The organism is Paenibacillus sp. FSL R7-0652 (assembly GCF_038595045.1).
In the GTDB taxonomy this organism is placed as follows: Bacteria; Bacillota; Bacilli; order Paenibacillales; family Paenibacillaceae; genus Paenibacillus.
This window is the reverse complement of record NZ_CP152001.1, coordinates 2,002,279-2,024,195: the sequence shown is the minus strand read 5'-3', so window position 1 is coordinate 2,024,195 and position 21,917 is coordinate 2,002,279. Positions and strand designations below refer to the sequence as shown.

Here is a 21,917-nt window from a genome sequence, read left to right as displayed (position 1 = left end):
TAGCACAATTACAATTCTTCCGGCACATCCAAACCCTGTCCATTACATGACAAAAAACGCTCATGCATCTTCGAAAACTTGTCTTCAAGTCTCCGATAAGACGATTGAGCGCCTGCACCATATTCTGTTTGCTCAGCTTTTCAGAGGTTCACCTGTCAGGAGTGAAGAAGCATCTTCCACGCCCTCCACACCTGTAATCATTACTGAAAGTTCAGTGGCAAGGTTTATTTCATATGGTGCAGCGAGCATCTGCCCTTCTGCATCCTTGAGAACACGAATCAGCGGCCGCTGCGGCACGCGCGGTTGAATCGCAGCAACAACGCCGACTTCCCCGGTGCTCAGCGTTACGGATAGACCTACGGGATAGATCGCGACGCAGTCCCTGAACTTTTCAAGCATTCGCTGCTCATAAAGGGTCCCGGAACCTGTGTACAGCACTTCCACAGCTTGATGCGGCAATAAGGCTTGACGATAGACGCGGTTCGTCGTCATTGCATCGTAAGAATCTGCCAAAGCAATCCACTTTGCATATTCATGGATTTCACTGCCTTTCAAGCCGAAAGGATAACCGCTGCCATCAATTCGTTCATGATGCTGCAGTGCACAGTGTGCTGCAAGCAGAGGGATGCCGGGTTCATCCTTCAGAATCCGGTGCCCGTATGTCGTATGCTGCTGTATAATCTTGAATTCTTCATCACTGAGGCGTGAAGGCTTATGTAGAATGTCGGAAGCAATCTGTGTTTTACCAATGTCGTGCAGCAGTGCACCCAAACCAATCTCCATAAGCTGCTGACGTGTATAACCTGAGGCTACTCCAAGCACAAGGGTATATACGCAAACATTCAGCGAGTGATTGTACAGGTCAAAATCGCTGGAGTTCATGTCCATTAACATGATCATCGCTTCCTTTTGACTGCCGATGTCCTCCAGAATGCTGTTCATTACACCACTAAGCGCTTTACCGAAGTGAGGGATCCGGTTTTTACTTTTCAGGCCGGACATATGTTGGAACTGCTGTTTGATCTCTACAAGCGCCCTTCGCTTCGTTTCTTCCTGGAGCATGTCAGGCACGACGATATCCTCTGTCGCCGCATCCTGAATATAGACATATCCAATCCCGAGTTCTTTCAATCGTCCGATCAATCTGCTTGTTAATTCTACATCCTCACTGAGTAAGACCAGACCTTCTTCACTAAAAATTCGTTTCCCCAGCTTCATGCCAGGCTGCAATAAGTTTATATGTACTAAACGCACAGCCTATCCTCTCCCGCTCCGTAGATGTAATGAACACTAGCCGCCGCATCAGCAGAAGGCAGTCCTGTTCTAGCTTTGAAACCAGCGAGCATGCTGGCTCTCCTCCAGTGCACCTGGTCGTTTTAATTCCCGTTCCAGCAAATCACGTATAAATTCAGGAAGATAATATTGTATACTGTTTCCTTGGGCCAAGGAAGGATATCCCACATTAAACGTAAACATGTCAAGTGTTCCAACAACATATTCACGCTGTTCATCCATAGGAATTCCGTTTACGTAAATGGACTGTATTTTGTTATCCGCTGCCGCCAAGGGATCATAATGAACCTCCATTCCGTCCATACAGATCGTCCCGAGAATTCGCCCCCGAAACCCGAATCCTGTAATCGGTTTATGAATAAATTCTTCAAGTAATGACTGCTCCAGTGCTTCACGAATCTGCTGACCATTCAAGCATATTGTACAAGCATTTATCGGAGATGGACATAGGGAATGTAACATTCCTTTGGTAATGTCTCCCTGCGGGAGGCCGCCAAGAAGCTGCCCCGCATTCACAAGTGCCAGTTCAGCCCCTGTAAACTGCCGGACTGCTTGTGCAAGCAGGTTGGCAAAAGGCGACTCCTGTTCGTAGTTGATGGGCAGCGTCCGATCCGTAATTACGGCTGTCTGATCCAGCGTTCTCTCCGCTTCTTTAAAATTTGTGGCAATCGCCAGGGACACCTGTTCTTCCAATAGGGTCTGCTGTACGGGCACACATCCACTGCTCACCAGCTTCACGGGTTCGGCTTCGCCTGCTCGTTCCAGCACTACTTTACCAAGCCATTGTCCGAACTTACCTGCTGCTCCAAGCACAGCTTGACCTATAACCAGAGGTTCCTCCAAAACATGATGGGTATGTCCGCCCAGAATAACATCAATACCGGCAATTTGTTCCGCCAGTCTTTTATCCATTGATAGACCAAGATGAGATAAAATGACAATCACGTCCACTTGCTCACGCAGCATGTTAACCTGTTCTTTTAACGTTTCTACAGGGTCAGTCACTTCCCACCCCAGAAGTTCATAGAACGTATTAAATGGAGCGGTGGCTCCCAGGAGACCAATGCGGAAAGGACCTTTTTCGATAATAATCGACGGTTTCATCCAGGCAGGAGGGCATCCTGTATCCTGTTCTATTACGTTGCCGCATACAATCGGACAGAGCAGTCCGGAATAGGACTGTGCAAGCTGGGCCGGTGTAAACGTCAGCCCTTCATTATTGCCGATCGTAACGGCGTCATAACCTGTCAGATTCATCACATCCACGTTGGCCATGCCGAGTGTACCTTCCGTCTCAACAGCCATTCGGTCCATATGGTCCCCGATATCAAGGACAAGCAGATGCCTTCCTTCAGCGCGTTCCTCATGAATCATGGCAGCGATGGCGCTCATGGAGCTGAAATGACTATGAATATCATTGGTGTGCAAAATGGTTAATGTTTGCTTCTCGCTGCTGTGCATAACACTGCCTCCCTGCCGTTCATTAAACGTACATTCTTCTAATGGATAAGCATAACATTTTCTACGGCGTTATGATATATTTATAGGGTTTAGAGATCAAAAAGGAGAGATCCATTCCATGAAATTTACAATTCAACTATTTGCAGGCATTGCCGAGCGTTTAAATACATCCCAACTGGATTTTGAGTGCAATGGCGAGATGATTACGGCTTCTGTGCTGAAAGAACAATTAGGACAGGCATATCCCGAGGCTGCTTCGCAGATTCGTTCCTCCTTCCTGGCAGTAAATCAAAAATACGCTCCTGCCGATACTATACTTAAGGCCGATGATGAACTCGCCTTGATTCCTCCTGTATCCGGAGGAGATGGTACTTCTAACCAGAATCAAGATCAGCAGCCGCATACGCAGGAACACCGCACGGAAGACGGCCTGTTTATGATTACGAATGCGCCTCTGTCTGTTGAAGAAGTTACCAATCAGGTGATTACTGCCAACCATGGCGCCGCACTCACTTTTGTAGGGACGACTCGTGAAATGACGGGCGAGCAGCGCACTGTACATCTGGAATACGAAGCATATGTGCCCATGGCTCTTTCCCATATGGCAGCGATTGGTACGGAAATTGCAGCACGCTGGCCAGGTGTAATCTGTGCGATCAGTCATCGTATTGGCAAAGTTGACGTGGCAGAGATCAGCGTGGTGATCGCCGTATCCTCCCCTCACCGCAGCGACTGTTACGATGCAAGCCGTTATGCTATTGAAAGACTTAAACAAACGGTACCGATCTGGAAAAAAGAAATTTGGGAAGACGGTTCAGAATGGAAGGGACATCAATTAGGACCCTGGAACCCCATGGAATAGAAAAAAATGAGTCTATACGCTGTTTACATGAACCTTTAAACAGTAAATAAGTCGTTGTCAACCCATTTTTTTCTTGTTATTATAATGATATGTGTCGATATTAGTCGAGGAAAAGGTGGTTTATACGTGAGAGTGCATGTTACAGATCTTAGACCCGGCGACCTGCTAAAAAACGATATCTACAATTCTTCAGGTCTCCACATGCTGATGAAAGGTTCCGTTCTCAGTGAAGATGACATATCCAAACTGCTGCAGCATGGAATTGATTTCGCAGATGTAGAACATACATCTAACCTTCACTCTGATGAACAAAACTTGCCTTCCGATCAGACCCGTCTGTTAACCAATCTGTTTAACGACACGATCAAAGGCACGGAATCCCTGTTCCAACAAGCCATTGAGAAGGGATTTATTGATGAATCACAGGTTGATGAAATTTTAGGCACCCTGACGGGTCAGCTTGAAAAACAAAAAGATGTTGTCTCTCTCCTGCTTATGCTTGATGGAGATAGCGACTATACGTACAATCATTCTTTACAAGTCGGCATGCTCGCTTTTTATATTGCTGGCTGGATGGGCTATGACCCGGAAGAGTGTCTTACGGTAGCCAAAGCGGGGTATCTTCATGATATCGGAAAGTCCAAGATTCCTTCTGAAATCTTACATAAACCAGGCAAACTAACGACCGAAGAATTCGCAGAAATGAAAAAACATACCTTTTACGGTTATGATATTATCAAAGCTTCTACACAGGACGAAATTTTGGCATTGGTTGCCCTCCAGCATCATGAACGCGAGGATGGGAGTGGTTATCCGCATGGATTGAAGAGGGAAGAAATTCATCCCTATGCTCGCATCACTGCCGTAGCTGACGTGTACAGTGCCATGACAACGAATCGGGTCTACCAAACCAAGCAGGAGCTGATCTCTGTACTGTGCGAGCTCTACAGTCTCAGTTTTGGTCAATTGAATGGTGAAGCAACTCAGGAGCTGATCAAACATATGCTTCCGAATTTTATCGGCAAAAGGGTACTTCTCACAACAGGACAGACGGGTGTCATTGTTATGAATAACCCCGCCGACTATTTCCGCCCACTCGTTCAGACCTCTACAGCCTTTATCGATTTAGCGAAAGAAAGAGACGTGGCTATTGTTGAAATCTACGTTCAATAAGCCGCAGCATCCGATTAAATTACCATTATTAAAAGGGAAGCTCACCGGAGCTTCCCTTCGTTTTTTAAGTGTTATTTTGTCGGTCGTGTTATACGCAGAATGCTTTTGTGATGATTACCAACAGGATGAACAGTACCAAGATCGCGCCAACGGATGTACATGGATTGTATCCACCTACACCGCCTACGTTACCAACATTGCCCCCACAGCCATATCCTACTTCGCTCATGTGATTGCCTCCTCTTTATCAGGTATACCCTAACATATGATGCTTCTCCCCTCGGTGAACCGGGCGAAACGGCAATCTTCCGGATTTGGTTCACAGCCCATCTAACTTTTTCCCCGTTTCCTTCCGATGCATGATTACAAGTATTCTCCAAAAGTCATAACTCCCTGTGTCATCCTCAATAAAGGGACGATAATAGGCCAGTGCCTCCTGAGCCCACACAGGGCAGCTCATATTAGTCAAACGCTTCTGTTCCTGAATCCATTTTCCTTGAAGCTGCAGTGTTTTCTGCATCAGCGTAAACAGCTCTTTTTCCTCATTTGTCATCGGCGTTCCCTCCTCTTCCTGAGAGATCATTCCGTATTCTTTTAACAAGTATGCTCCTGGTTCAACAACTCCATGTTCACTTGCCGTGTATCCATAGGAAGGTGAACTTGTTTTGCGAATCTCATAATGTACATGCGGACCTGTGCTCTGCCCAGTACTGCCCTGGTAACCGATAAGGTCGCCTCGCTTCACCTTCTGACCAATGCGAACAGCAATACGAGAAAGATGACCATAACAATGCAGGTATCCACGATGATCTTCCATAGCGACGGTAAGCCCATATCCTCCAAAACCGGAGCCTGTGCGTCCTTCTGCCGCAAAACGTACCGTTCCTTCAAGAAATGCGTATACGGGACCATTCCAAGGCTCTGTGACCAGGTCTACACCTCGATGAAACGTTTGGCCTCCATGTATAGGATGGATTCGATAACCGAATGAACTTGTAATCCGATACCCTTCGAAAGGGTTTGCATTCATAGCATCACATCCTTTTTCTATTATAAAATGCTCAACTCTATGAATTGGCTTGTGCGTTTCGTCAGATTGGAGCAAAAAGAGCACCCCTCGGAATACGATCGTACGATAACCTTTCGGTTTCAATAATCGTTTCAAGCGGTGCGGCTGATTATATGATTTATGCTCTATTTGAAAAAATACAGAATGAAAATACGTAAAACTACATTACCTACTTACTCAGCATGGATTGGCTTATACACGACACCAAGCTGATCTAATTCCTGTCCTGCTCTTCCGTAAAAACCGGCAATGTACCAGCCCGCAGGCGCTTCCAGCTGCATCTGGTCTGATGTCCTCTGACCACCTGCAATTTGTTGACCCAGGTTGGTCGTTAACTCTACATAGAAGATGCGTTTATCTCCATTTCTCGTCCCCTGAGCAATCGTCATGTGTGTCAGGTATTCCCCATGAGCCAGGTTTAAGGCAGCCGCACTGGCACTGCCTCCGTGGCTCAAGGTTGTGCCGTCTCTATATGCCACTGTGATACCGTCCACGCGGTTACCTGTATTGATTACGATGGAACTAGGCTCGGCATCAGGAATATGATTCAAATCGTTAAAGCCTGTACCTCCAGACCCGCCTATCGACGAACTCAGCTGATATTGCGAAGATGTGCTGTACACTAGTGATGCTGTAATCGGATAATGATCCGATAACTGATTTCCTTTAGAATCAACAAAGACTTGGTCTTCCAGACGATAGCTCTGAGCATGAAGGGAAAGTGCACTGCTTCCGCGATACAAAATTTTATCTACAACCTCGTAATTCGGGCCGTTTTTATTCGTACCATCCATAAGAGCGTCTCCGTCAGCAGGGATATTTCCCCCACGAATAAGGTCAATCCATGGATCTCTCAATCCATTTTCAGACATAAGCAGCTCAATATTGTCGGAAGCACGGGTGTACCTTGTATTTGTATCCCCCATAACGATGACCGCATTACCGTCCGAATGCTCTTTGATGTAGTTGGAGAGCTGCCGGATGTTATCGCGTCTTGCCTCAAGCGAATTAGCATCACCGCCAGCATCTGCATGCAGGTTGTATACATCGACTTTTACGCCTGGTGCAATCTCGTACACTGACGCTGTAAAACCCTTTGGTGTCAATTCATCATTACCATTATCAAAGAAACCCGAACGCTTATTCCAGGTCACACGTTTCAAATCACGGAAGGGATACCGGGATAAACTGTTGAGTCCGCTTCCAAAACCTGCAGGCCCACTGGTTTGGGTCAGGTAGGGCAGCGATACCTGCGAGATCAGTTCATTATGATAATTAAAATCTTCCTGTACGTTAATAATGTCATAGTTATTGAGTTTGGGAGAAATCTGAACGGTGTATTCTTGAGGTTTGGAACTGGATACAAGGCTCGGAAGACCACCCACATTATAACTTAGTACCTTGAATGAACCCGTTACTACTCCACTTTCTTCTGCCTGTACCTTTGGTGATCCTGCCTGAAAACCCGTCAAGATTACAGCAGCAGTTAAAAGCAGGGCTGCCCCCTGTTTTATCCAATTCCTTTTCAATCATCTCACTCCTTCTATGCATATTCCTTTGCATTTAGTATAACTTTTGTTTAGATGGGTATAAAAAAACACCTCATAGACAGACATTGTTCTAAAGTCTGTTCTAAGAGGTGTTTTAGTGAAAAGGCTGGGTCTGTCACAGAGCTTCTGCTGCAGTACCCAGCTTATTGTAGAAGGCTGTATCGCTTAACCGATGGAGCCTTCCATTTCGAATTTAATCAATCTATTCATCTCAACTGCGTACTCCATTGGCAATTCTTTTGTGAACGGCTCGATGAAGCCCATGATGATCATCTGTGTTGCTTCCGCTTCGGTCAGACCACGGCTCATCAGGTAGAAGAGCTGATCCTCGGATACTTTGGATACCGTTGCCTCATGCTCCAGCATGATGTTATCATTCATGATTTCGTTGTATGGGATTGTATCCGATGTGGACTCATTATCGAGAATGAGTGTGTCACATTTGATGTTGGATTTCGCGCCCTCAGCTTGACGTCCAAAGGAAGCCAGACCACGGTACGTTACTTTCCCTCCATGTTTACTGATCGACTTGGATACAATCGTGGAAGTTGTATCCGGAGCAAGGTGAATCATTTTGGCGCCTGCATCCTGGTGCTGGTTTTTACCTGCAACAGCGATCGACAGAACGGAACCTTTAGCTCCACGGCCTTTCAGTACAACCGCAGGATATTTCATCGTCAGTTTGGAACCGATGTTACCATCAACCCATTCCATCGTTGCGTTCTCTTCAGCAACCGCACGTTTGGTAACGAGGTTGTAGATGTTCGGTGCCCAGTTTTGGATCGTTGTGTAACGAACGCGCGCATTTTTCTTACAGATGATCTCAACTACCGCACTGTGCAGGGAGTTTGTGCTGTAAATCGGTGCAGTACAGCCCTCTACATAGTGAACGAAGCTGTCTTCGTCTGCAATAATCAATGTACGTTCGAATTGACCCATGTTTTCAGAGTTAATCCGGAAGTAAGCTTGCAGAGGCACTTCACATTTTACGCCTTTTGGTACGTAGATGAAGCTTCCTCCAGACCATACCGCACTGTTCAGCGCAGCAAATTTGTTATCTGCTGGCGGAATAACGGTAGCGAAATATTCACGCAGGATTTCCGGATGCTCTCTCAGTGCCGTATCGGTATCCATAAAGATTACGCCTTGGTCTTCCAGTTCCTTTTGCATGTTGTGATATACAACCTCGGACTCATACTGAGCCGATACCCCTGCCAGGAACTTTTGTTCTGCTTCCGGAATACCCAGTTTATCAAATGTTTCTTTAATTTCGGAAGGAACCTCTTCCCATGTTTTCCCCTGCTTTTCGGAAGGACGAACATAGTACTGAATATCGTTGAAATCCAGCTCATCCAGGTCGCCGCCCCATTTAGGCATAGCCATCTTCTCAAACTGTTTCAAAGATTTCAAACGGAATTCCAACATCCACTCCGGTTCGTTCTTAATCCGGGAAATTTCAGTAACAACTTCTGCCGTCAGACCTTTACCGGTTTGAAAGATGGATTTATGCTCATCGCGAAAACCATATTTATACTCTTCCATTTCTGGTGCTTTTTTAGCCATCTTACTCGACCTCCCTATCGTTATTGTACATTGTCCTCTTCGTCAATTCCTTTGCGTAGTGCATTCCAGGCCAGAGTGGCACATTTGATGCGTGCAGGGAACTTGTTCACACCGGATAGGGCTTCGAGATCTTCATAATCGTCGAAATCGACTTCTTCCCCTTGCATCAATGAGGAGAAACGGTTAGCCAAATCGAGTGCCTGCTCAATCGTCTTGCCTTTGACAGCTTCGGTCATCATCGATGCCGAAGACATGCTGATCGAGCAGCCTTCTCCCGTATACTTGGCTTCCTGAACGATTCCGTCATTCAGCATCAGCTGCAGTGAAATCCGGTCGCCGCACGTTGGATTGTTTAAATTCACCGTGACGACATCATTGTCAAACGTTCCGCGATTACGCGGGTTTTTGTAATGGTCCATTATAACACGTCGGTACAGATCATCAAGTTGCATCGCCAAAATACTCCTTCGTCTGGATTAAGGCGCTCACAAGCCGATCCACATCTTGTTCGTTATTGTATAGATAAAAGCTCGCACGAGCCGTTGAACTTACTTCAAGCCAGCGCATAAGCGGCTGACAGCAGTGATGTCCTGCACGAATCGCTATACCGCTCGCATCCAGCACAGTCGCCACATCATGGGGATGGACATCTCCCAAATTAAAGGTGACTACGCCAACGTGACGTTTAGCCGGACCATATATCGTTAGTCCATCAATCTCGGACAGGCGTTCGGCTGCATATGCGGCCAGTACACCTTCATGATGCGCGATTTCATCCATGCCGATCTGCTCCAGGAAATCAATGGCAGCGCCCAATCCTACTGCTCCAGCAATAATCGGGGTTCCACCTTCGAATTTCCACGGCAGCTCTTTCCAGTTGGAATCGTACAATCCAACATCATTAATCATCTCACCGCCGAATTCAATCGGTTCCATGGACTCCAGCAGCGCCTTTTTGCCGTAGAGTGCACCGATACCGGTTGGGCCGCACATCTTGTGACCAGACAGTGCGTAGAAATCACAGTCCAAATCCTGCACGTCTACCTTCATATGCGGTGTGCTTTGTGCTCCATCTACAACGATAACTGCTCCGTTGCGATGGGCAATTTCAGCGATTTCTTTCACGGGATGCACAAGACCCATCACATTGGATACATAAGCAATCGCAACAATTTTAGTCCTGCTCGTGATCGTCTGCTCCACGTCTGCCAGTTCAATATGACCGTCGGACTGCAGCGGAATGTACTTCAATGTGGCCCCTGTCTCCTTGGCGACCTGCTGCCAAGGAATCAGGTTGCTGTGATGCTCCATCTGCGTAAGGACAATTTCATCGCCTTCTTTGCAGTTGGCACGGGCATAAGACGAAGCCACCAGATTCAGGGCTGTCGTTGTGCCGCGCGTGAAGATGATTTCCTGTGTACGGCGAGCGTTAATAAACTTCGCCACCTTCTCGCGAGCGCCTTCGTAAGCATCCGTTGCACGGCTGCCAAGCGTATGAACACCGCGATGCACATTGGAGTTTTCATATTCATAATAATGTTTAACCGCATCGATTACAGCACGAGGCTTTTGTGATGTTGCGGCACTATCTAGATATACGAGCGGGTGTCCGTTGATTTCCTGGTGGAGGATCGGGAACTGCTCGCGAATGGATGGGTTCATTGTCCCAGCTTTTTCTCAATCAAGGACTGCAATTGGGTACGCAGTGCTTCCAAAGGAATATCCGCCACCACCGGTGCGAGGAAGCCATAAATAATGAGGCGTTCCGCATCCGTACGGTTAATCCCGCGAGACATCAAGTAATGGATCTGCTCCGCATTCACTTGACCGACAGAAGCCGCGTGACCTGCTGTTACATCATCCTCGTCAATCAGAAGGATCGGGTTGGCATCTCCACGTGCTTTAGGACTAAGCATCAACACTTTCTCGGTTTGCTGTCCATCGGCTCTTGTAGCGCCTTTCTCGATTTTCGTAATGCCGTTAATGATTGCCGAAGCCTCTTCACGCATAACCGCACGTGTAATCATTTGGCTTGGCGTATTTTTACCGAAGTGACGCGCTTCGGTTGTATAGTTGATTTTTTGGGAACCGGAACCGACTGCGATCACTTTCGAGTCCGAAGTGGAACCGTTGCCTTTCAGAACACTCATCGTGTTGCTTGCTGTATCCCCATTATTCATTTCACCAACGATCCATTCAATGGAGCCGTCATTCTCCAGCACAGCACGGCGGAAAGATACATCCGTTACGTTGACGTTCAACTGGTGTACGGTAGCGAAGCGTACTTTTGCACCCGATTTAACGAATACTTCCACCGCACCGTTATGGAATACCGGTGCAGACAGATCGCCAGACACATAGTTGTCTACGTAAGTCACCGAGCTGTTCGCTTCAGCAACAACGAGCACGTGAGGTGCAAACGTTGCAGAAGCATCGTCAGTAAGCAGCACCGCTTGCAGCGGAACTTCAATGTTAACGTTTCTCGGAACGTAGAGGAACACCCCGCCGTTCCACAAAGCTGCATGTAATGCGGCAATGGAATGCTCGTCGGCTTTGACCGCTGTGTTCAGGTAAGGTTTTACCAAATCAGCATGTTCACGAACAGCTGTTGCCAGATCTGTGAAGATGACACCTTGCGCTGCAAGATCAGCAGACAACTTGGAATATACGGCTCCAGAGTTGCGCTGGATAACCAGACTTCCTTCTGCCTGGTCCTGAACCAGTTCTTTGATTGATGCAGGTACTTCTTCCAGAGAAGAGATCGCTGCGCCTGTTTTATATGTGCCGTACTCGCTGATATTCCAGCGTTCGATTTTTTGTTTTTCCAGTTTAGGAAGCGCCAGCTCACTCGCAAGCTTCAAAGCTTCGAGACGCTGTTCAGTCAACCAGCCGGGTTCATTATTGCTTTCCGACAAGGCGCGAAGCGCTTCAGATTCAACCGGAAGAATTGTTTGTGTAGTCATCTATTACCCTCCTCCGTTTTGTCTTTACGCTTCTTGACCTACAGTTTCATCTGTAATTCCCAGTTCTGCTTTTACCCAGTCATAACCTTCTGCTTCCAGACGTTGAGCCAGTTCAGGGCCACCGGACTTCACGATACGACCCTGCATCATCACGTGAACGTAGTCAGGTGTGATGTAGTTAAGCAGGCGCTGGTAGTGGGTAATAATCAGGAAACCACGATCTTCGCTCTTCATTGCATTTACACCTTCTGCAACAATTTTCAGAGCATCGATGTCCAGACCGGAGTCGATCTCGTCAAGAACTACGATTTTCGGGTCAAGCAGCATCATCTGCAGAATTTCATTCCGTTTTTTCTCACCACCGGAGAAACCTTCGTTCAGGTAACGATGAGCAAACTCAGGGTTCATATCGAGTTCTTTCATTTTGGATTCCATTTGACGAATGAACTTGATCAAGGAGATCTCGTTGCCTTCGCCGCGGCGGGCATTAATTGCACTGCGCAGGAAGTCGGAGTTCGTTACACCCGCGATTTCGCTCGGGTACTGCATAGCCAGGAATAGACCTGCACGTGCACGCTCGTCTACAGCCATGTCGAGTACATCTTCACCGTCAAGTGTTACTGTACCGTCTGTTACTTCATATTTCGGATGTCCCATCAGGGCAGAAGCCAAAGTGGATTTACCTGTTCCGTTCGGTCCCATGATCGCGTGGATTTCTCCACCTTTCATCTCCAGGTTAATGCCTTTCAGGATTTCTTTACCTTCAATGGTCGCTTTCAGACCTTCAATGACGAAATTCGTAGTCATGTGTAATGTTTCCCTCCATTGATTAAATTGATGTTTACTGTCGAAAAAGAAAAAGCGCCTATTATATCTGAACAGGGCTTCCCCTGACTTTCTCTGTGATCATACATCTGTGATGCCATTTCTTCATACACCCTAGAGCAATTCCTTCAAACGCTGTAGAGCAGCAATCACTTTAGAATAATTCTAAACTGATTCTCAATGATTATCAAGTCATTTCCTATCAATTCTTGTCCTTCACAGGAAACTTCATTCCTATTGATTCTATAATAAATGACTGTTTGAATCAAATGAGAAAACAACTTCTCTGTGGTCGGACAGTGATATAAATCACAAAATTCACAGTTTGTTCAGCATAGGCACTGAATTAAAAAGGACTCATCCATTTCTGGATAAGCCCTTTTCAATTCCAGCTATTAACTTTTCACGCACAGCCGGATTACATTCTGAGTGTTTCGTTAATCTTCTGTACCTGTTCGGCAAAATCCGCAACGTCCAGCACCGGCGTCATTTCGCTCGTCGCCAAACCATTCGGAATGGAAATCCATGAACGGCAGCCGTTATATTCGGGTAATACGGGAATCTCCATCGGTTCCTGCAAACGGTACACACGTAAAATCAAAATGTGGAGCGGATCTTTCTTTTTCCACTTCAACCGGGATTCAGCAAAATCCGCTGTCCACATATGATATTCCAGAAGTCGATCCAGCATTTCCTGATCTCGAATCTCCAAATCCTGCGTTACTTCAGCATACGCTGTAATGCGGACGGTTGAAGCTTCAGGCACCCATTCGGCCAGCGACTCTTCAACATAGGATTGATCCAAGGACTTGATCAGTTCTTTACGCTGATGCTCATAAGTCGGATACAGGTAAAATGCCGGACTTTTCAACTCAAAATGTTTTGTTTCCTCCACAATGCCGCCTTTGCGCATCACCATAATCTGGCGTCCGCTTTCCAGCGCTTTGATCGCAGAGGCCCATTCCTTTAACGCCGGTTTTGCTGCCTTATCTACCATCGTGATCACCCTCCCTGTCGCTTTGTCAGCAGTATAGACGCTTAATGCTTTTCTGACAACTTACTGGCAGGAAGGACGGAATCACGATGAAAGAACCTTTACGAGAACAAAGTCAGGAATAGCTGTATGTCAGTCGTGGACGAATTAACCCAGGTATGCACGAAGCATCCACATATGTTTCTCCAGATCCGCTTTGAAGCCGGTCAGCATATCGGCAGTTGGTTGATCTTCAGCTTCATCAGCCAGATCAATACCTTCCTGATACTCACTGCACAGCGTCGCGAAGTCTTCAATCAGATTCTGCACCATGGCATTGGCATCTTCCTTACCGGAAGCCTCTTGAATGGAAGCCATCTCCAGATATTCTTTCATCGTTGCTGCAGGGCTGCCTTTCAGTGTGAGCAGACGCTCAGCAATTTCGTCCATTTGAACTGTAATTTCGTTATAGAATTCTTCAAACTTCACATGCAGCGTGAAGAAGTTCGGGCCTTTAACATACCAGTGATAGTTATGGACTTTGACATACAGTACGTTCAGGTTAGCCACCTGACGGTTAAGTACTTGTTCTACTGATTTTGCTTGATCTGTTTTGTTTTTTGTAGCCATATTCTATCCCATCCTTTATTTAAAATGTAGTCCGCCCGACGTGATATCAGGCTGCCCTGTACGAAGAACAGAGAGTAAATATTAGAAACCCGCCAACTCGGCAGATGTGCGCTGCGGCTCGGTTTTCTTAACCGTCCGCCCTATTCGTTTTTACCCTTCCGTCTGATCTTCGAATCACAGCAGGCGTGACTTGTCTCAAAAAAAAGTTCAAAAACCGCGCTGTATCCGATATACTGTCATAAACCAAGCAAAGAAGTGGGTTTTCCTGTTTCTTCATATATATGGAGGTGGCACCTTTTGACTCAATATCATCCTTTAAACCCCCAAGAAGCGATCGAATTAGCCAAAACCTTACCGGGTCCATTTGCGGCAGATACGAATCTGGAATGTCGTGAGATTGGGGACGGCAACCTGAATCTCGTTTTCCACATCACGGATCCGAACTCCGATAAAAGTATCATTATCAAACAAGCCCTTCCTTATGCGAAGGTGGTGGGCGAATCTTGGCCGCTTTCACTCGTACGTGCCCGGATTGAACGTGAGATTTTGCAGGAAGAATACCGCTTATGTCCAGGAATGGTGCCCCAAGTTTATCATTACGACGATGATCTTGCGTTAACCGTTATGGAGGATTTGAGTGACCACGTTATCATGCGAAAAGGTCTGATCGACGGAGCCTCCTACCCTCTTTTTGCCCAGCATATCGGGGAGTTTATGGCAAGAACCCTCTTCTTCACATCAGACCTCGGCATGAATCAACAGCAAAAGAAAGAACAGCAGGGACGTTTCGTTAACCCCGACCAATGCAAAATAACAGAAGACCTGATCTTTGATGAACCGTATCGGATTGCCCACAATAACAATTATGACGCAGCGATCGAGGATGAAGCCGAAGCACTTCGCACCGACGAAGAGCTGCATCTGGAAATTGCTTTGCTGCGAGCAAAGTTCCTGACCCAAGGACAGGCACTGCTTCATGGTGACCTGCATACCGGCAGTATTTTTGTGACACCAGAGTCGACCAAAGTGATTGACCCCGAGTTTGCTTTCTATGGACCGATGGGTTTTGACATTGGCGCGGTTCTAGCGAACCTGCTGCTTCATTATGTTTCACTGTCAGGTCGTATTCAGAATATGTCATCTCGCCAGGATCGCGAAGCAGAGCTGCTGCAGATGGTGCAGGATGTCTGGACCGAATTCGAAACTCGTTTCCGTGCTTTGTGGGTATCCGATCTTGTTGATCCGATGGCCAAAACCCCCGGATATCAGCATCTGTATGTACAGCAGCTGTTCAGGGACACGGTTGGTTTTGCTGGAGCCAAAATGGTTCGACGTATTGTGGGACTCGCCCATGTGGCTGACATCGATACGATTGCGGATGCTTCTGAGCGTGAACGCGCGCAGCGCAGGGCATTGGCTGTTGGCAAAACTCTGATTAAGAATAATCGCCAGGTAAACACAATCGGTGAGGTGCTCGATCTGATATCGTCCGCCTTCGCTGCCGTAAAAGCCTAAACAAAATGAACGGAGGAACATCCATGACAACCCCTGAACATCAGCCTCTGTCTTCTCTGAACTGGAAAAAGGACAAGCTTGAAATGCTCGATCAGCGTCTGCTGCCCGAAACCATTCTGATGCTGAAACTATACACCCCTGAGGAGGTGTGGGAATCCATCCACTCTATGAAAGTTCGCGGGGCACCTGCCATCGGTATTGCGGCCGCATTCGGCGTTGTGTTAGGTGCCAAAGCTTACGATGGCACTGCCATCCAAGGCTGGCTCGAGCACGTTAAATCGGTCTGCGCACATCTGGCCACATCCCGTCCAACCGCGGTGAACCTATTTTGGGCACTCGACCGCATGATGCAAAAAGCTAATCAGGCTGCCGAGGTCGGTTTAAGTTTGGAAGAAAGTACGGATGCTCTTGAAGCGGAAGCGCTGCTCATTCAGAAGGAAGACGAGGAAGTGTGCCGCATGATCGGTGAACATGCCCTTCCTTTGTTTGAAAACGGCATGGGAGTACTAACCCACTGCAACGCAGGCGGCCTGGCAACAGCCAAATACGGTACGGCAACGGCGCCAATGTATTTGGCTCAGGAACGCGGCATTCATCTCAAAGTATTTGCTGACGAGACACGCCCTGTTCTGCAGGGAGCTCGTCTGACAGCGTTTGAGCTGCAGCAGGCAGGAATTGACGTTACGCTGCTGTGCGACAATATGGCAGGGATGGTCATGTCCAAAGGCTGGGTTCAAGCTGTCATCGTAGGTACAGACCGGGTTGCGGCGAATGGCGATGTTGCCAATAAAATCGGCACGTACAGTCTGGCCGTTCTTGCTAAGGCGCACAACATCCCGTTTTATGTGGCCAGCCCATTATCAACCATTGACTTGTCTACGTCATCCGGCGATCTGATTCCAATTGAGGAGCGTGCTGCTGAGGAAGTTACTGAAGGGTTCGGCAAACGTACTGCACCGCAGGGGGTAAAGGTATTTAATCCCGCTTTTGACGTAACTCCTAACGAGTACGTTACAGCCATAATTACCGAAAAAGGCATCGTTCGTGCACCTTTCCAGGAAAACCTGGCCGCTCTGTTTGCGCAATAAAAAGACGGTGAACGTATAAAGCTTTGAAGAGTTTTGTATAAGCAGCTTTCGAGGATTTAGTTAAGATAGGAAATATATAAGACAAGTGCACCTAGAAGCAATTGCTGTGGGTCTGTAAGAAGAAGGGACAAGAAGGATATCCGACTTGGTCCCTTTTTTTCTGTTCTATTTCTATTTTGACAAATAGGAATCCAAAACTTGCTTCAAATCATTTTCAACAGTGCTTCTACACCTGTCATTCCTGCTGTAATACCCATAGCTTCTGCCTCGGTTGTCACTGATTCCATCGGCGCGTGAAGCAGCTGTTCAAGTGTGCGCACACCGACAGCCCGCGCTGCCACAATCTTGCGATCACCCAGTTTCTCATTCAATAAACCGACATCGAGTGCGCCGCACATGATATACCCTTTGGATGTATTAATCGTCAGCAGCGTCGTTTTGGGAAGCTTGACTTCTACCCCTACGAGTACATGCTCTCCTACTACAATAGGCTCCATCGTCACCATAGTTTCCCGGTCCACCTCCTCTTCAACAGATCACGATATTTGTATGCCTCTCGGTGATTCCTCGTGTGGACACCTGCCATGCATGAAGAAAAAGTGTATTCAAAATAAGATAATATAACCTTTATATTCGATGTTTTCTAAGTCTTCGGTACTATGATTTCAAGCATATTAATGCTATAGTATACTAGAGTGTCTTTTTTGCTCACACATTATTTTACGGGGCTGGGATGAATGAAACAAACCTTATCCAATCAAGATGAAATCGGCTATTTATTCAATGTCGATATACTTATTAAAAGCCGTTCAAATGCATTGGCACTGCAGTCCCTGATGGAGTTCATTAATAAACAAGAACAAATTGCGGACTTTCGGATTCATTCCGGAATAGAACTTGGCAAAATGATTGAAGCTATGCTTCAGGCCGAAACAAACTCCCCTGACTCCGATCAGCCGAAGCTGGAGTCATCACCATTACTTAGTCAGCAATTAACCTCTAGCAAGTCAGACAAGAAAGCCGAATCTGTTTCTTCCGGATTACATCAAGAATTAACGACCAGCGCTGCCAAAAAAGAAACTTCTGTCGACACTTCACATGTTGCTGACGCTAATTCGTTCGATGCCTGGATTGAATCTTTAATTAAAGAAAATCGCCTCACGCGAATTGTTGTAAACAACAAAAATGGCAAACATCAGAGCATACCTTGCCGAATTCTTAATTTTGACCGGGACAATAATGTGGTAACTATCTACCATGTGGATGAAAAACAAGTGTATACGTTCCGAACGAACGAGATTGATGAGTTTTTGCTGTAGACCTCATTACAAGCGCAGTACAGCTGAGCTCAAATTTTATTCAAACCAAAAAAGCAACCTGAGCTGGAATGCAGAACATTCGACACAGGTTGCTTTTATTATGCTGCTGTCTTTGCAATAGAAGAAGTTACAGACTCTTCTTGCCTCGCTGCCATACATCCATTGCAAACAGCAGCCAGCCGGCGATAAAAGCGACACCACCGATCGGTGTAATTGCTCCCAATATTTTGATACCCGATATACTGAGTATGTAGAGGCTGCCTGAAAAAATAATTATACCCGTGAACAGCAGACGTGCCGCCCATTTCAGCTTTGTTGATGATCCCAGCTGCCCGGCCGTTAATCCAACAATCAGCAGAGCGAGTGCATGTATCATGTGATACTGCACGCCTGTTTCGTATGTAGCTATAGCACCTGCACCAATTTTGTCCTTAAGCATATGTGCACCAAATGCACCAATGGCTACAGACAGCATGGTTAATATGGCCCCAATCATCATCCATTTTCGCTGCATATTCATTCTCTCCCTTAACTCGTTTCTAACTCCATTTATTGTAGCGAATTCGTGAGCTAAAGTAAAAGGAGCATGGTATGCCGAATAATCCCGGAATCACAGTCCGCTAAGCGGGGTAATAGATTACACTGATCATTAAAAGGAGGAGTCCTGCATCATGGACCATCAACATTCTCAGAACTCAGGCATGAATGACTCATCATCGCATGCCAGCAGCTCAGACCCCTATAATACGGGAAGAAGTGACACATATTCACCCGATTTCGCCGAGCCTCCTGCAGAACATCTGAAACACTCAGGCCCCGGTATATCCAGTTTCATTGTTGGGTTGGTCGGACTGATCGGGCACATTATGATCTTTCTACTGCTCTACCTTGCCCTGTACAGTTCTTTTGGAATTTTGGACTCATCCATCAGTCGTGAAGAACTTGCTCTGCATCCGGCAGTCATTCTCTCTTCGTTAGCTTTCCTTGTATGCCTGATCCTGAATCTGGCCGGGCTCGTCCTTGGTATCATCGGATTGGTGCAAAAAAACCGCAGAAAGGTTTTTGCGATCATAGGTACCATTATGAATGGACTGCTTATATTGCTGTTCGCGGGACTCGTACTTGGAGGGATATACATGGCGTAATACTTTGCATGAATCCTCAGGTTCATTATAATTAAACTCAGACGGCCTGTATCCGGTTCAGCCGCACTTTACTTATTGACTGACCAAATATATGTATTCTAAAGGAGAACGACATGTCACGAATCAAAATTTTTGCGGACAGCACCAGTGATCTGGCTCCTGAGTGGATCCAGCAGTATGATATTGGCATCATCCCTTTGTATGTGGTGTTTGGCCAAGAATCGCTGAAAGATGGAGAAGAGATCAAACCAGAGCAGCTGTATGACCGTGTGAGCCGTAATGGTTCTCTTCCAAAAACAGCTGCACCTTCACCTGCTGATTTCATAACCGCATTTCAACCTTACATAGAACAAGGCGATGATATTTTCTACATCTCCTTATCCTCTGAACTTTCTTCAACGTACCAGAATGCACTGCTTGCGAGTTCCGAATTTCCAGAAGGACGCATCTCCGTAGTAGATTCACAGAATCTTTCCTCAGGAATTGCTCTAATGGTCATGAAGGCCGTTCATGCTGCAGAGCAAGGACAAAGCCTGGCTCAGATTACCCAGCTGATTGAAGCCATGAAACCTACGGTGCGTACAGAGTTTGTTATTGATACACTGGAATACCTGTACAAAGGCGGACGCTGCTCGGGTATGCAGAACCTGATTGGAAGCCTGCTTAAGATCCGTCCCGTGATTCGAGTCACGGATGGTAAGATGTCTCCCGCCTACAAAGTACGCGGTAAACGGGAGAAAGCGCTGGAACAAATGCTTCAGAATACGCTCAGCAATAAAGATCAGATTGATCGGGATCTAATGATTGTCGTTCACACGATGGCGGAGGAAGATGCACTCAACCTGAAAAAAACACTTCAGGAGCAGACCGGAGCACGCGTAGAATTGACTACAGCAGGCTGCGTGATCTGCAGTCATTGTGGTCCAAAAACAACAGGAATTATATATAACACCCTTCACTAGGATCGAAGAATGCTGGGGGCAGGCAGCCTCAAACTCTGTCAGTTTCTTACCTCACTTCGCTAACAAAAACAAAAAAGGGCATGCTCAGCGAATTCGCTTGGCATGCCTTCTTTATCTTCATTAAAGTCTCCTAGATTCGTTCTAAGCATCGATACGTTCGTGACTTAATAACATTTGGTTTTCAAGTCATTCAAACTTTTGAACACATAACCCTGCTTCCTTGCATCATCGATAATAGAACCAAGTGCCTCGGTGTTGTCTTTGGATACCGAATGCAGCAAAATGACTGCTCCGGGGTGAAGCTGCTTCAGCACTTGCTGATGAGCATATTGTGACCCTCGCTGTACATTGGTATCCCAGTCCTTGTATGCTGCAGACCAGAACACGTTGATATATCCCTGCGCATAACTCTCGGCAAGCGTACGGTTGTTAAAAATGCCGCGAGGCGGACGCAAAAAAGTACCCTGCTGTCCCGTAAGACGCTGTACCTCCGATTTTACCTTCTCCAGTTCCTCTTTGATCTGAGCATTGGAGATTCGAGTCATGTCCGGGTGGCTCCAGGAATGGTTTCCGACAATATGTCCTTCCGCCGCCATACGTTTGACAAGTTCAGGCTGGTCCTTCAGATAATGTCCTGTAACAAAGAAAGCAGCAGGCACTTTCTTCGCTCGAAGCACATCCAGTATTGCAGGGGTAAATCCGTTCTCATAACCGTTATCAAAAGTCAGATACAGTTCTTTTTGTTTGGTATCCCCCAAAAAGATGGCATGATTGTGTTCCAAAATGGACTTAAAGCCTTCCTGATCAATCGAAGGCAGCTGACCATTCTGACTTTTTTTGAAACCAAAATGGTACGCTCCATTAATAGGAGATGCTTCTGCCTGTGATGCCAGCATGCTGATCGTTAACAAGCCGAGCAGCAGATATAGAACCGTTCGCCTCATGTTATACGCCCCTGTTCCTGAATATTTCGGTTTGTTTAATCATCTACAAACACCTTCAGGTAATATGCCTCAGGAACGTCTATATTATGTAATCTTAAAGGTTATATCCGTTTATTTGCTCGGGAATTCGAGGTTGGTTGGTGAAACAGCTCAAGTAAGGTCTGAGGTTTACCGCTGGCAGCCAGCCATTCTTTAACCGTTTGAATCGCACGAGTCTGACCATCTCCCTGATCACGCCAGGTCAGAAGTTCAATCACTTTGATAATTAGTGCCGACATATTATGATTGTCCTGTTCAGTGCGTTCAGCACGCAGCTTGTGATATAATGCCTCCTGCTCCCAGTCCAGCAAAATTTCATCTCCAATCGTCGGTTTCATGAGTGTATAGGCCCGATTGCATCCTCCGCAGCGAACGGTGTTAACCTGCTCCTGCATGAAATATATGTTTATTTCCTGCCCGCAATCAGGGCATTGGAACCCCACTTGTATATTTTGAATATGATCACTCATGATATGGCCTCCTGGTCTCTGTGTATAACATCTATACCCGATAAACAGACCCTTTACGCTTTTTTTGCAGAAA

General features: G+C 46.6%; 23 protein-coding genes. 7 read left to right on the top strand and 16 right to left on the bottom strand.

The genetic code is table 11. The features are described from left to right. Positions 1-132: 132 nt before the first annotated feature. Together MKY97_RS09305 and MKY97_RS09300 are read right to left on the bottom strand one after the other, a co-directional pair. Entirely contained in the window at positions 133-1,254 is a 1,122-nt protein-coding gene (locus tag MKY97_RS09305) for an HD-GYP domain-containing protein (protein ID WP_342555163.1), read from the bottom strand. Positions 1,255-1,323: 69 nt separating this feature from the next. Further along, positions 1,324-2,754, bottom strand: coding sequence for a bifunctional UDP-sugar hydrolase/5'-nucleotidase (locus tag MKY97_RS09300; protein ID WP_342555162.1), 1,431 nt, complete (start codon positions 2,752-2,754; stop codon positions 1,324-1,326). 118 nt (positions 2,755-2,872) lie between these two features. Between MKY97_RS09300 and MKY97_RS09295 the strand changes: the two genes are divergently transcribed. Both MKY97_RS09295 and MKY97_RS09290 read left to right on the top strand, forming a co-directional pair. Further along, positions 2,873-3,616, top strand: coding sequence for a molybdenum cofactor biosynthesis protein MoaE (locus MKY97_RS09295; protein WP_342555161.1), 744 nt, complete (start codon positions 2,873-2,875; stop codon positions 3,614-3,616). Positions 3,617-3,742: 126 nt separating this feature from the next. Then, positions 3,743-4,789 (top strand): HD-GYP domain-containing protein, encoded by a 1,047-nt coding sequence (locus MKY97_RS09290; RefSeq protein WP_342555160.1) that lies wholly within the window; start codon positions 3,743-3,745, stop codon positions 4,787-4,789. 88 nt (positions 4,790-4,877) lie between these two features. On the opposite strand, the gene MKY97_RS09285 is transcribed toward MKY97_RS09290, so the two are convergent. From MKY97_RS09285 to MKY97_RS09240, 10 genes are all read right to left on the bottom strand, one after another. After that, positions 4,878-5,018, bottom strand: a complete 141-nt coding sequence (locus MKY97_RS09285; RefSeq protein ID WP_342555159.1) for a YjcZ family sporulation protein — start codon at positions 5,016-5,018, stop codon at positions 4,878-4,880. 90 nt (positions 5,019-5,108) lie between these two features. Beyond that, entirely contained in the window at positions 5,109-5,819 is a 711-nt protein-coding gene (locus MKY97_RS09280) for a M23 family metallopeptidase (RefSeq protein WP_342555158.1), read from the bottom strand. A 212-nt stretch (positions 5,820-6,031) separates the two neighbouring features. Then, positions 6,032-7,387 carry a jacalin-like lectin gene (locus MKY97_RS09275; RefSeq protein WP_342555157.1) on the bottom strand — a complete coding sequence of 452 codons (1,356 nt, stop codon included), beginning with the start codon at positions 7,385-7,387 and terminating at the stop codon, positions 6,032-6,034. Positions 7,388-7,573: 186 nt separating this feature from the next. Continuing rightward, complete coding sequence (gene sufB / locus MKY97_RS09270; protein WP_342555156.1) at positions 7,574-8,971, bottom strand: Fe-S cluster assembly protein SufB; 1,398 nt, start codon at positions 8,969-8,971, stop codon at positions 7,574-7,576. 20 nt (positions 8,972-8,991) lie between these two features. Further along, positions 8,992-9,423: a Fe-S cluster assembly sulfur transfer protein SufU gene (gene sufU, locus MKY97_RS09265; protein WP_090920111.1), complete on the bottom strand. Its 432-nt coding sequence runs from the start codon at positions 9,421-9,423 to the stop codon at positions 8,992-8,994. Beyond that, on the bottom strand, positions 9,413-10,633 hold the full coding sequence (locus MKY97_RS09260) for a cysteine desulfurase (protein WP_342555155.1): 1,221 nt from the start codon (positions 10,631-10,633) through the stop codon (positions 9,413-9,415). The genes sufU and MKY97_RS09260 overlap by 11 nt, the downstream gene beginning before the upstream one ends. Next, positions 10,630-11,934, bottom strand: a complete 1,305-nt coding sequence (sufD, locus tag MKY97_RS09255) for a Fe-S cluster assembly protein SufD (protein WP_342555154.1) — start codon at positions 11,932-11,934, stop codon at positions 10,630-10,632. Before sufD ends, MKY97_RS09260 begins: the two co-directional genes overlap by 4 nt. Positions 11,935-11,958: 24 nt before the next feature. Then, on the bottom strand, positions 11,959-12,741 hold the full coding sequence (gene sufC, locus MKY97_RS09250; RefSeq protein WP_342555153.1) for a Fe-S cluster assembly ATPase SufC: 783 nt from the start codon (positions 12,739-12,741) through the stop codon (positions 11,959-11,961). 436 nt (positions 12,742-13,177) lie between these two features. Continuing rightward, positions 13,178-13,756, bottom strand: a complete 579-nt coding sequence (locus MKY97_RS09245) for a DUF1802 family protein (protein WP_342555152.1) — start codon at positions 13,754-13,756, stop codon at positions 13,178-13,180. Positions 13,757-13,900: 144 nt separating this feature from the next. Next, positions 13,901-14,362, bottom strand: coding sequence for a Dps family protein (locus MKY97_RS09240; RefSeq protein WP_342555151.1), 462 nt, complete (start codon positions 14,360-14,362; stop codon positions 13,901-13,903). Positions 14,363-14,659: 297 nt separating this feature from the next. Between MKY97_RS09240 and mtnK the strand changes: the two genes are divergently transcribed. Next, positions 14,660-15,877 carry an S-methyl-5-thioribose kinase gene (gene mtnK / locus MKY97_RS09235; protein ID WP_342555150.1) on the top strand — a complete coding sequence of 406 codons (1,218 nt, stop codon included), beginning with the start codon at positions 14,660-14,662 and terminating at the stop codon, positions 15,875-15,877. Positions 15,878-15,882: 5 nt separating this feature from the next. Continuing rightward, a complete protein-coding gene (gene mtnA, locus MKY97_RS09230) occupies positions 15,883-16,965 on the top strand; it encodes an S-methyl-5-thioribose-1-phosphate isomerase (RefSeq protein ID WP_342555149.1) in 1,083 nt (360 codons plus the stop codon). Positions 16,966-17,168: 203 nt separating this feature from the next. On the opposite strand, the gene MKY97_RS09225 is transcribed toward mtnA, so the two are convergent. Further along, positions 17,169-17,471, bottom strand: a complete 303-nt coding sequence (locus MKY97_RS09225; RefSeq protein WP_342555148.1) for a DUF1805 domain-containing protein — start codon at positions 17,469-17,471, stop codon at positions 17,169-17,171. Positions 17,472-17,702: 231 nt separating this feature from the next. On the opposite strand from MKY97_RS09225, the gene MKY97_RS09220 reads away from it, so the two are divergent. Beyond that, positions 17,703-18,284, top strand: coding sequence for a hypothetical protein (locus MKY97_RS09220; RefSeq protein WP_342555147.1), 582 nt, complete (start codon positions 17,703-17,705; stop codon positions 18,282-18,284). 127 nt (positions 18,285-18,411) lie between these two features. Here MKY97_RS09220 and MKY97_RS09215 read toward each other — a convergent pair whose 3' ends face one another. Then, positions 18,412-18,798: a DUF423 domain-containing protein gene (locus MKY97_RS09215; protein ID WP_342555146.1), complete on the bottom strand. Its 387-nt coding sequence runs from the start codon at positions 18,796-18,798 to the stop codon at positions 18,412-18,414. Between the two features lie 157 nt (positions 18,799-18,955). On the opposite strand from MKY97_RS09215, the gene MKY97_RS09210 reads away from it, so the two are divergent. Together MKY97_RS09210 and MKY97_RS09205 are read left to right on the top strand one after the other, a co-directional pair. Beyond that, positions 18,956-19,429 carry a hypothetical protein gene (locus tag MKY97_RS09210; RefSeq protein WP_342555145.1) on the top strand — a complete coding sequence of 158 codons (474 nt, stop codon included), beginning with the start codon at positions 18,956-18,958 and terminating at the stop codon, positions 19,427-19,429. A gap of 113 nt (positions 19,430-19,542) precedes the next feature. Then, positions 19,543-20,391, top strand: a complete 849-nt coding sequence (locus MKY97_RS09205) for a DegV family protein (protein WP_342555144.1) — start codon at positions 19,543-19,545, stop codon at positions 20,389-20,391. 164 nt (positions 20,392-20,555) lie between these two features. Here MKY97_RS09205 and pdaA read toward each other — a convergent pair whose 3' ends face one another. Both pdaA and MKY97_RS09195 read right to left on the bottom strand, forming a co-directional pair. Continuing rightward, positions 20,556-21,335 (bottom strand): delta-lactam-biosynthetic de-N-acetylase, encoded by a 780-nt coding sequence (pdaA, locus tag MKY97_RS09200; RefSeq protein ID WP_342555143.1) that lies wholly within the window; start codon positions 21,333-21,335, stop codon positions 20,556-20,558. A 101-nt stretch (positions 21,336-21,436) separates the two neighbouring features. Beyond that, positions 21,437-21,844: a hypothetical protein gene (locus tag MKY97_RS09195; RefSeq protein ID WP_342555142.1), complete on the bottom strand. Its 408-nt coding sequence runs from the start codon at positions 21,842-21,844 to the stop codon at positions 21,437-21,439. Positions 21,845-21,917: the final 73 nt, after the last annotated feature.

What these genes read in the sequence shown, in the direction of transcription:
- sufD (WP_342555154.1), bottom strand. Translation starts at nt 11,934, where the DNA reads ATGACTACACAAACAATTCTTCCGGTTGAATCTGAAGCGCTTCGCGCC.
- pdaA (WP_342555143.1), bottom strand. Translation starts at nt 21,335, where the DNA reads ATGAGGCGAACGGTTCTATATCTGCTGCTCGGCTTGTTAACGATCAGC.
- MKY97_RS09280 (WP_342555158.1), bottom strand. Translation starts at nt 5,819, where the DNA reads ATGAATGCAAACCCTTTCGAAGGGTATCGGATTACAAGTTCATTCGGT.
- MKY97_RS09215 (WP_342555146.1), bottom strand. Translation starts at nt 18,798, where the DNA reads ATGCAGCGAAAATGGATGATGATTGGGGCCATATTAACCATGCTGTCT.
- MKY97_RS09300 (WP_342555162.1), bottom strand. Translation starts at nt 2,754, where the DNA reads ATGCACAGCAGCGAGAAGCAAACATTAACCATTTTGCACACCAATGAT.
- sufC (WP_342555153.1), bottom strand. Translation starts at nt 12,741, where the DNA reads ATGACTACGAATTTCGTCATTGAAGGTCTGAAAGCGACCATTGAAGGT.
- MKY97_RS09245 (WP_342555152.1), bottom strand. Translation starts at nt 13,756, where the DNA reads ATGGTAGATAAGGCAGCAAAACCGGCGTTAAAGGAATGGGCCTCTGCG.
- MKY97_RS09285 (WP_342555159.1), bottom strand. Translation starts at nt 5,018, where the DNA reads ATGAGCGAAGTAGGATATGGCTGTGGGGGCAATGTTGGTAACGTAGGC.
- MKY97_RS09295 (WP_342555161.1), top strand. Translation starts at nt 2,873, where the DNA reads ATGAAATTTACAATTCAACTATTTGCAGGCATTGCCGAGCGTTTAAAT.
- MKY97_RS09240 (WP_342555151.1), bottom strand. Translation starts at nt 14,362, where the DNA reads ATGGCTACAAAAAACAAAACAGATCAAGCAAAATCAGTAGAACAAGTA.
- mtnA (WP_342555149.1), top strand. Translation starts at nt 15,883, where the DNA reads ATGAACGGAGGAACATCCATGACAACCCCTGAACATCAGCCTCTGTCT.
- MKY97_RS09220 (WP_342555147.1), top strand. Translation starts at nt 17,703, where the DNA reads ATGAAACAAACCTTATCCAATCAAGATGAAATCGGCTATTTATTCAAT.
- MKY97_RS09210 (WP_342555145.1), top strand. Translation starts at nt 18,956, where the DNA reads ATGGACCATCAACATTCTCAGAACTCAGGCATGAATGACTCATCATCG.
- sufU (WP_090920111.1), bottom strand. Translation starts at nt 9,423, where the DNA reads ATGCAACTTGATGATCTGTACCGACGTGTTATAATGGACCATTACAAA.
- sufB (WP_342555156.1), bottom strand. Translation starts at nt 8,971, where the DNA reads ATGGCTAAAAAAGCACCAGAAATGGAAGAGTATAAATATGGTTTTCGC.
- MKY97_RS09205 (WP_342555144.1), top strand. Translation starts at nt 19,543, where the DNA reads ATGTCACGAATCAAAATTTTTGCGGACAGCACCAGTGATCTGGCTCCT.
- MKY97_RS09195 (WP_342555142.1), bottom strand. Translation starts at nt 21,844, where the DNA reads ATGAGTGATCATATTCAAAATATACAAGTGGGGTTCCAATGCCCTGAT.
- MKY97_RS09260 (WP_342555155.1), bottom strand. Translation starts at nt 10,633, where the DNA reads ATGAACCCATCCATTCGCGAGCAGTTCCCGATCCTCCACCAGGAAATC.
- MKY97_RS09225 (WP_342555148.1), bottom strand. Translation starts at nt 17,471, where the DNA reads ATGGTGACGATGGAGCCTATTGTAGTAGGAGAGCATGTACTCGTAGGG.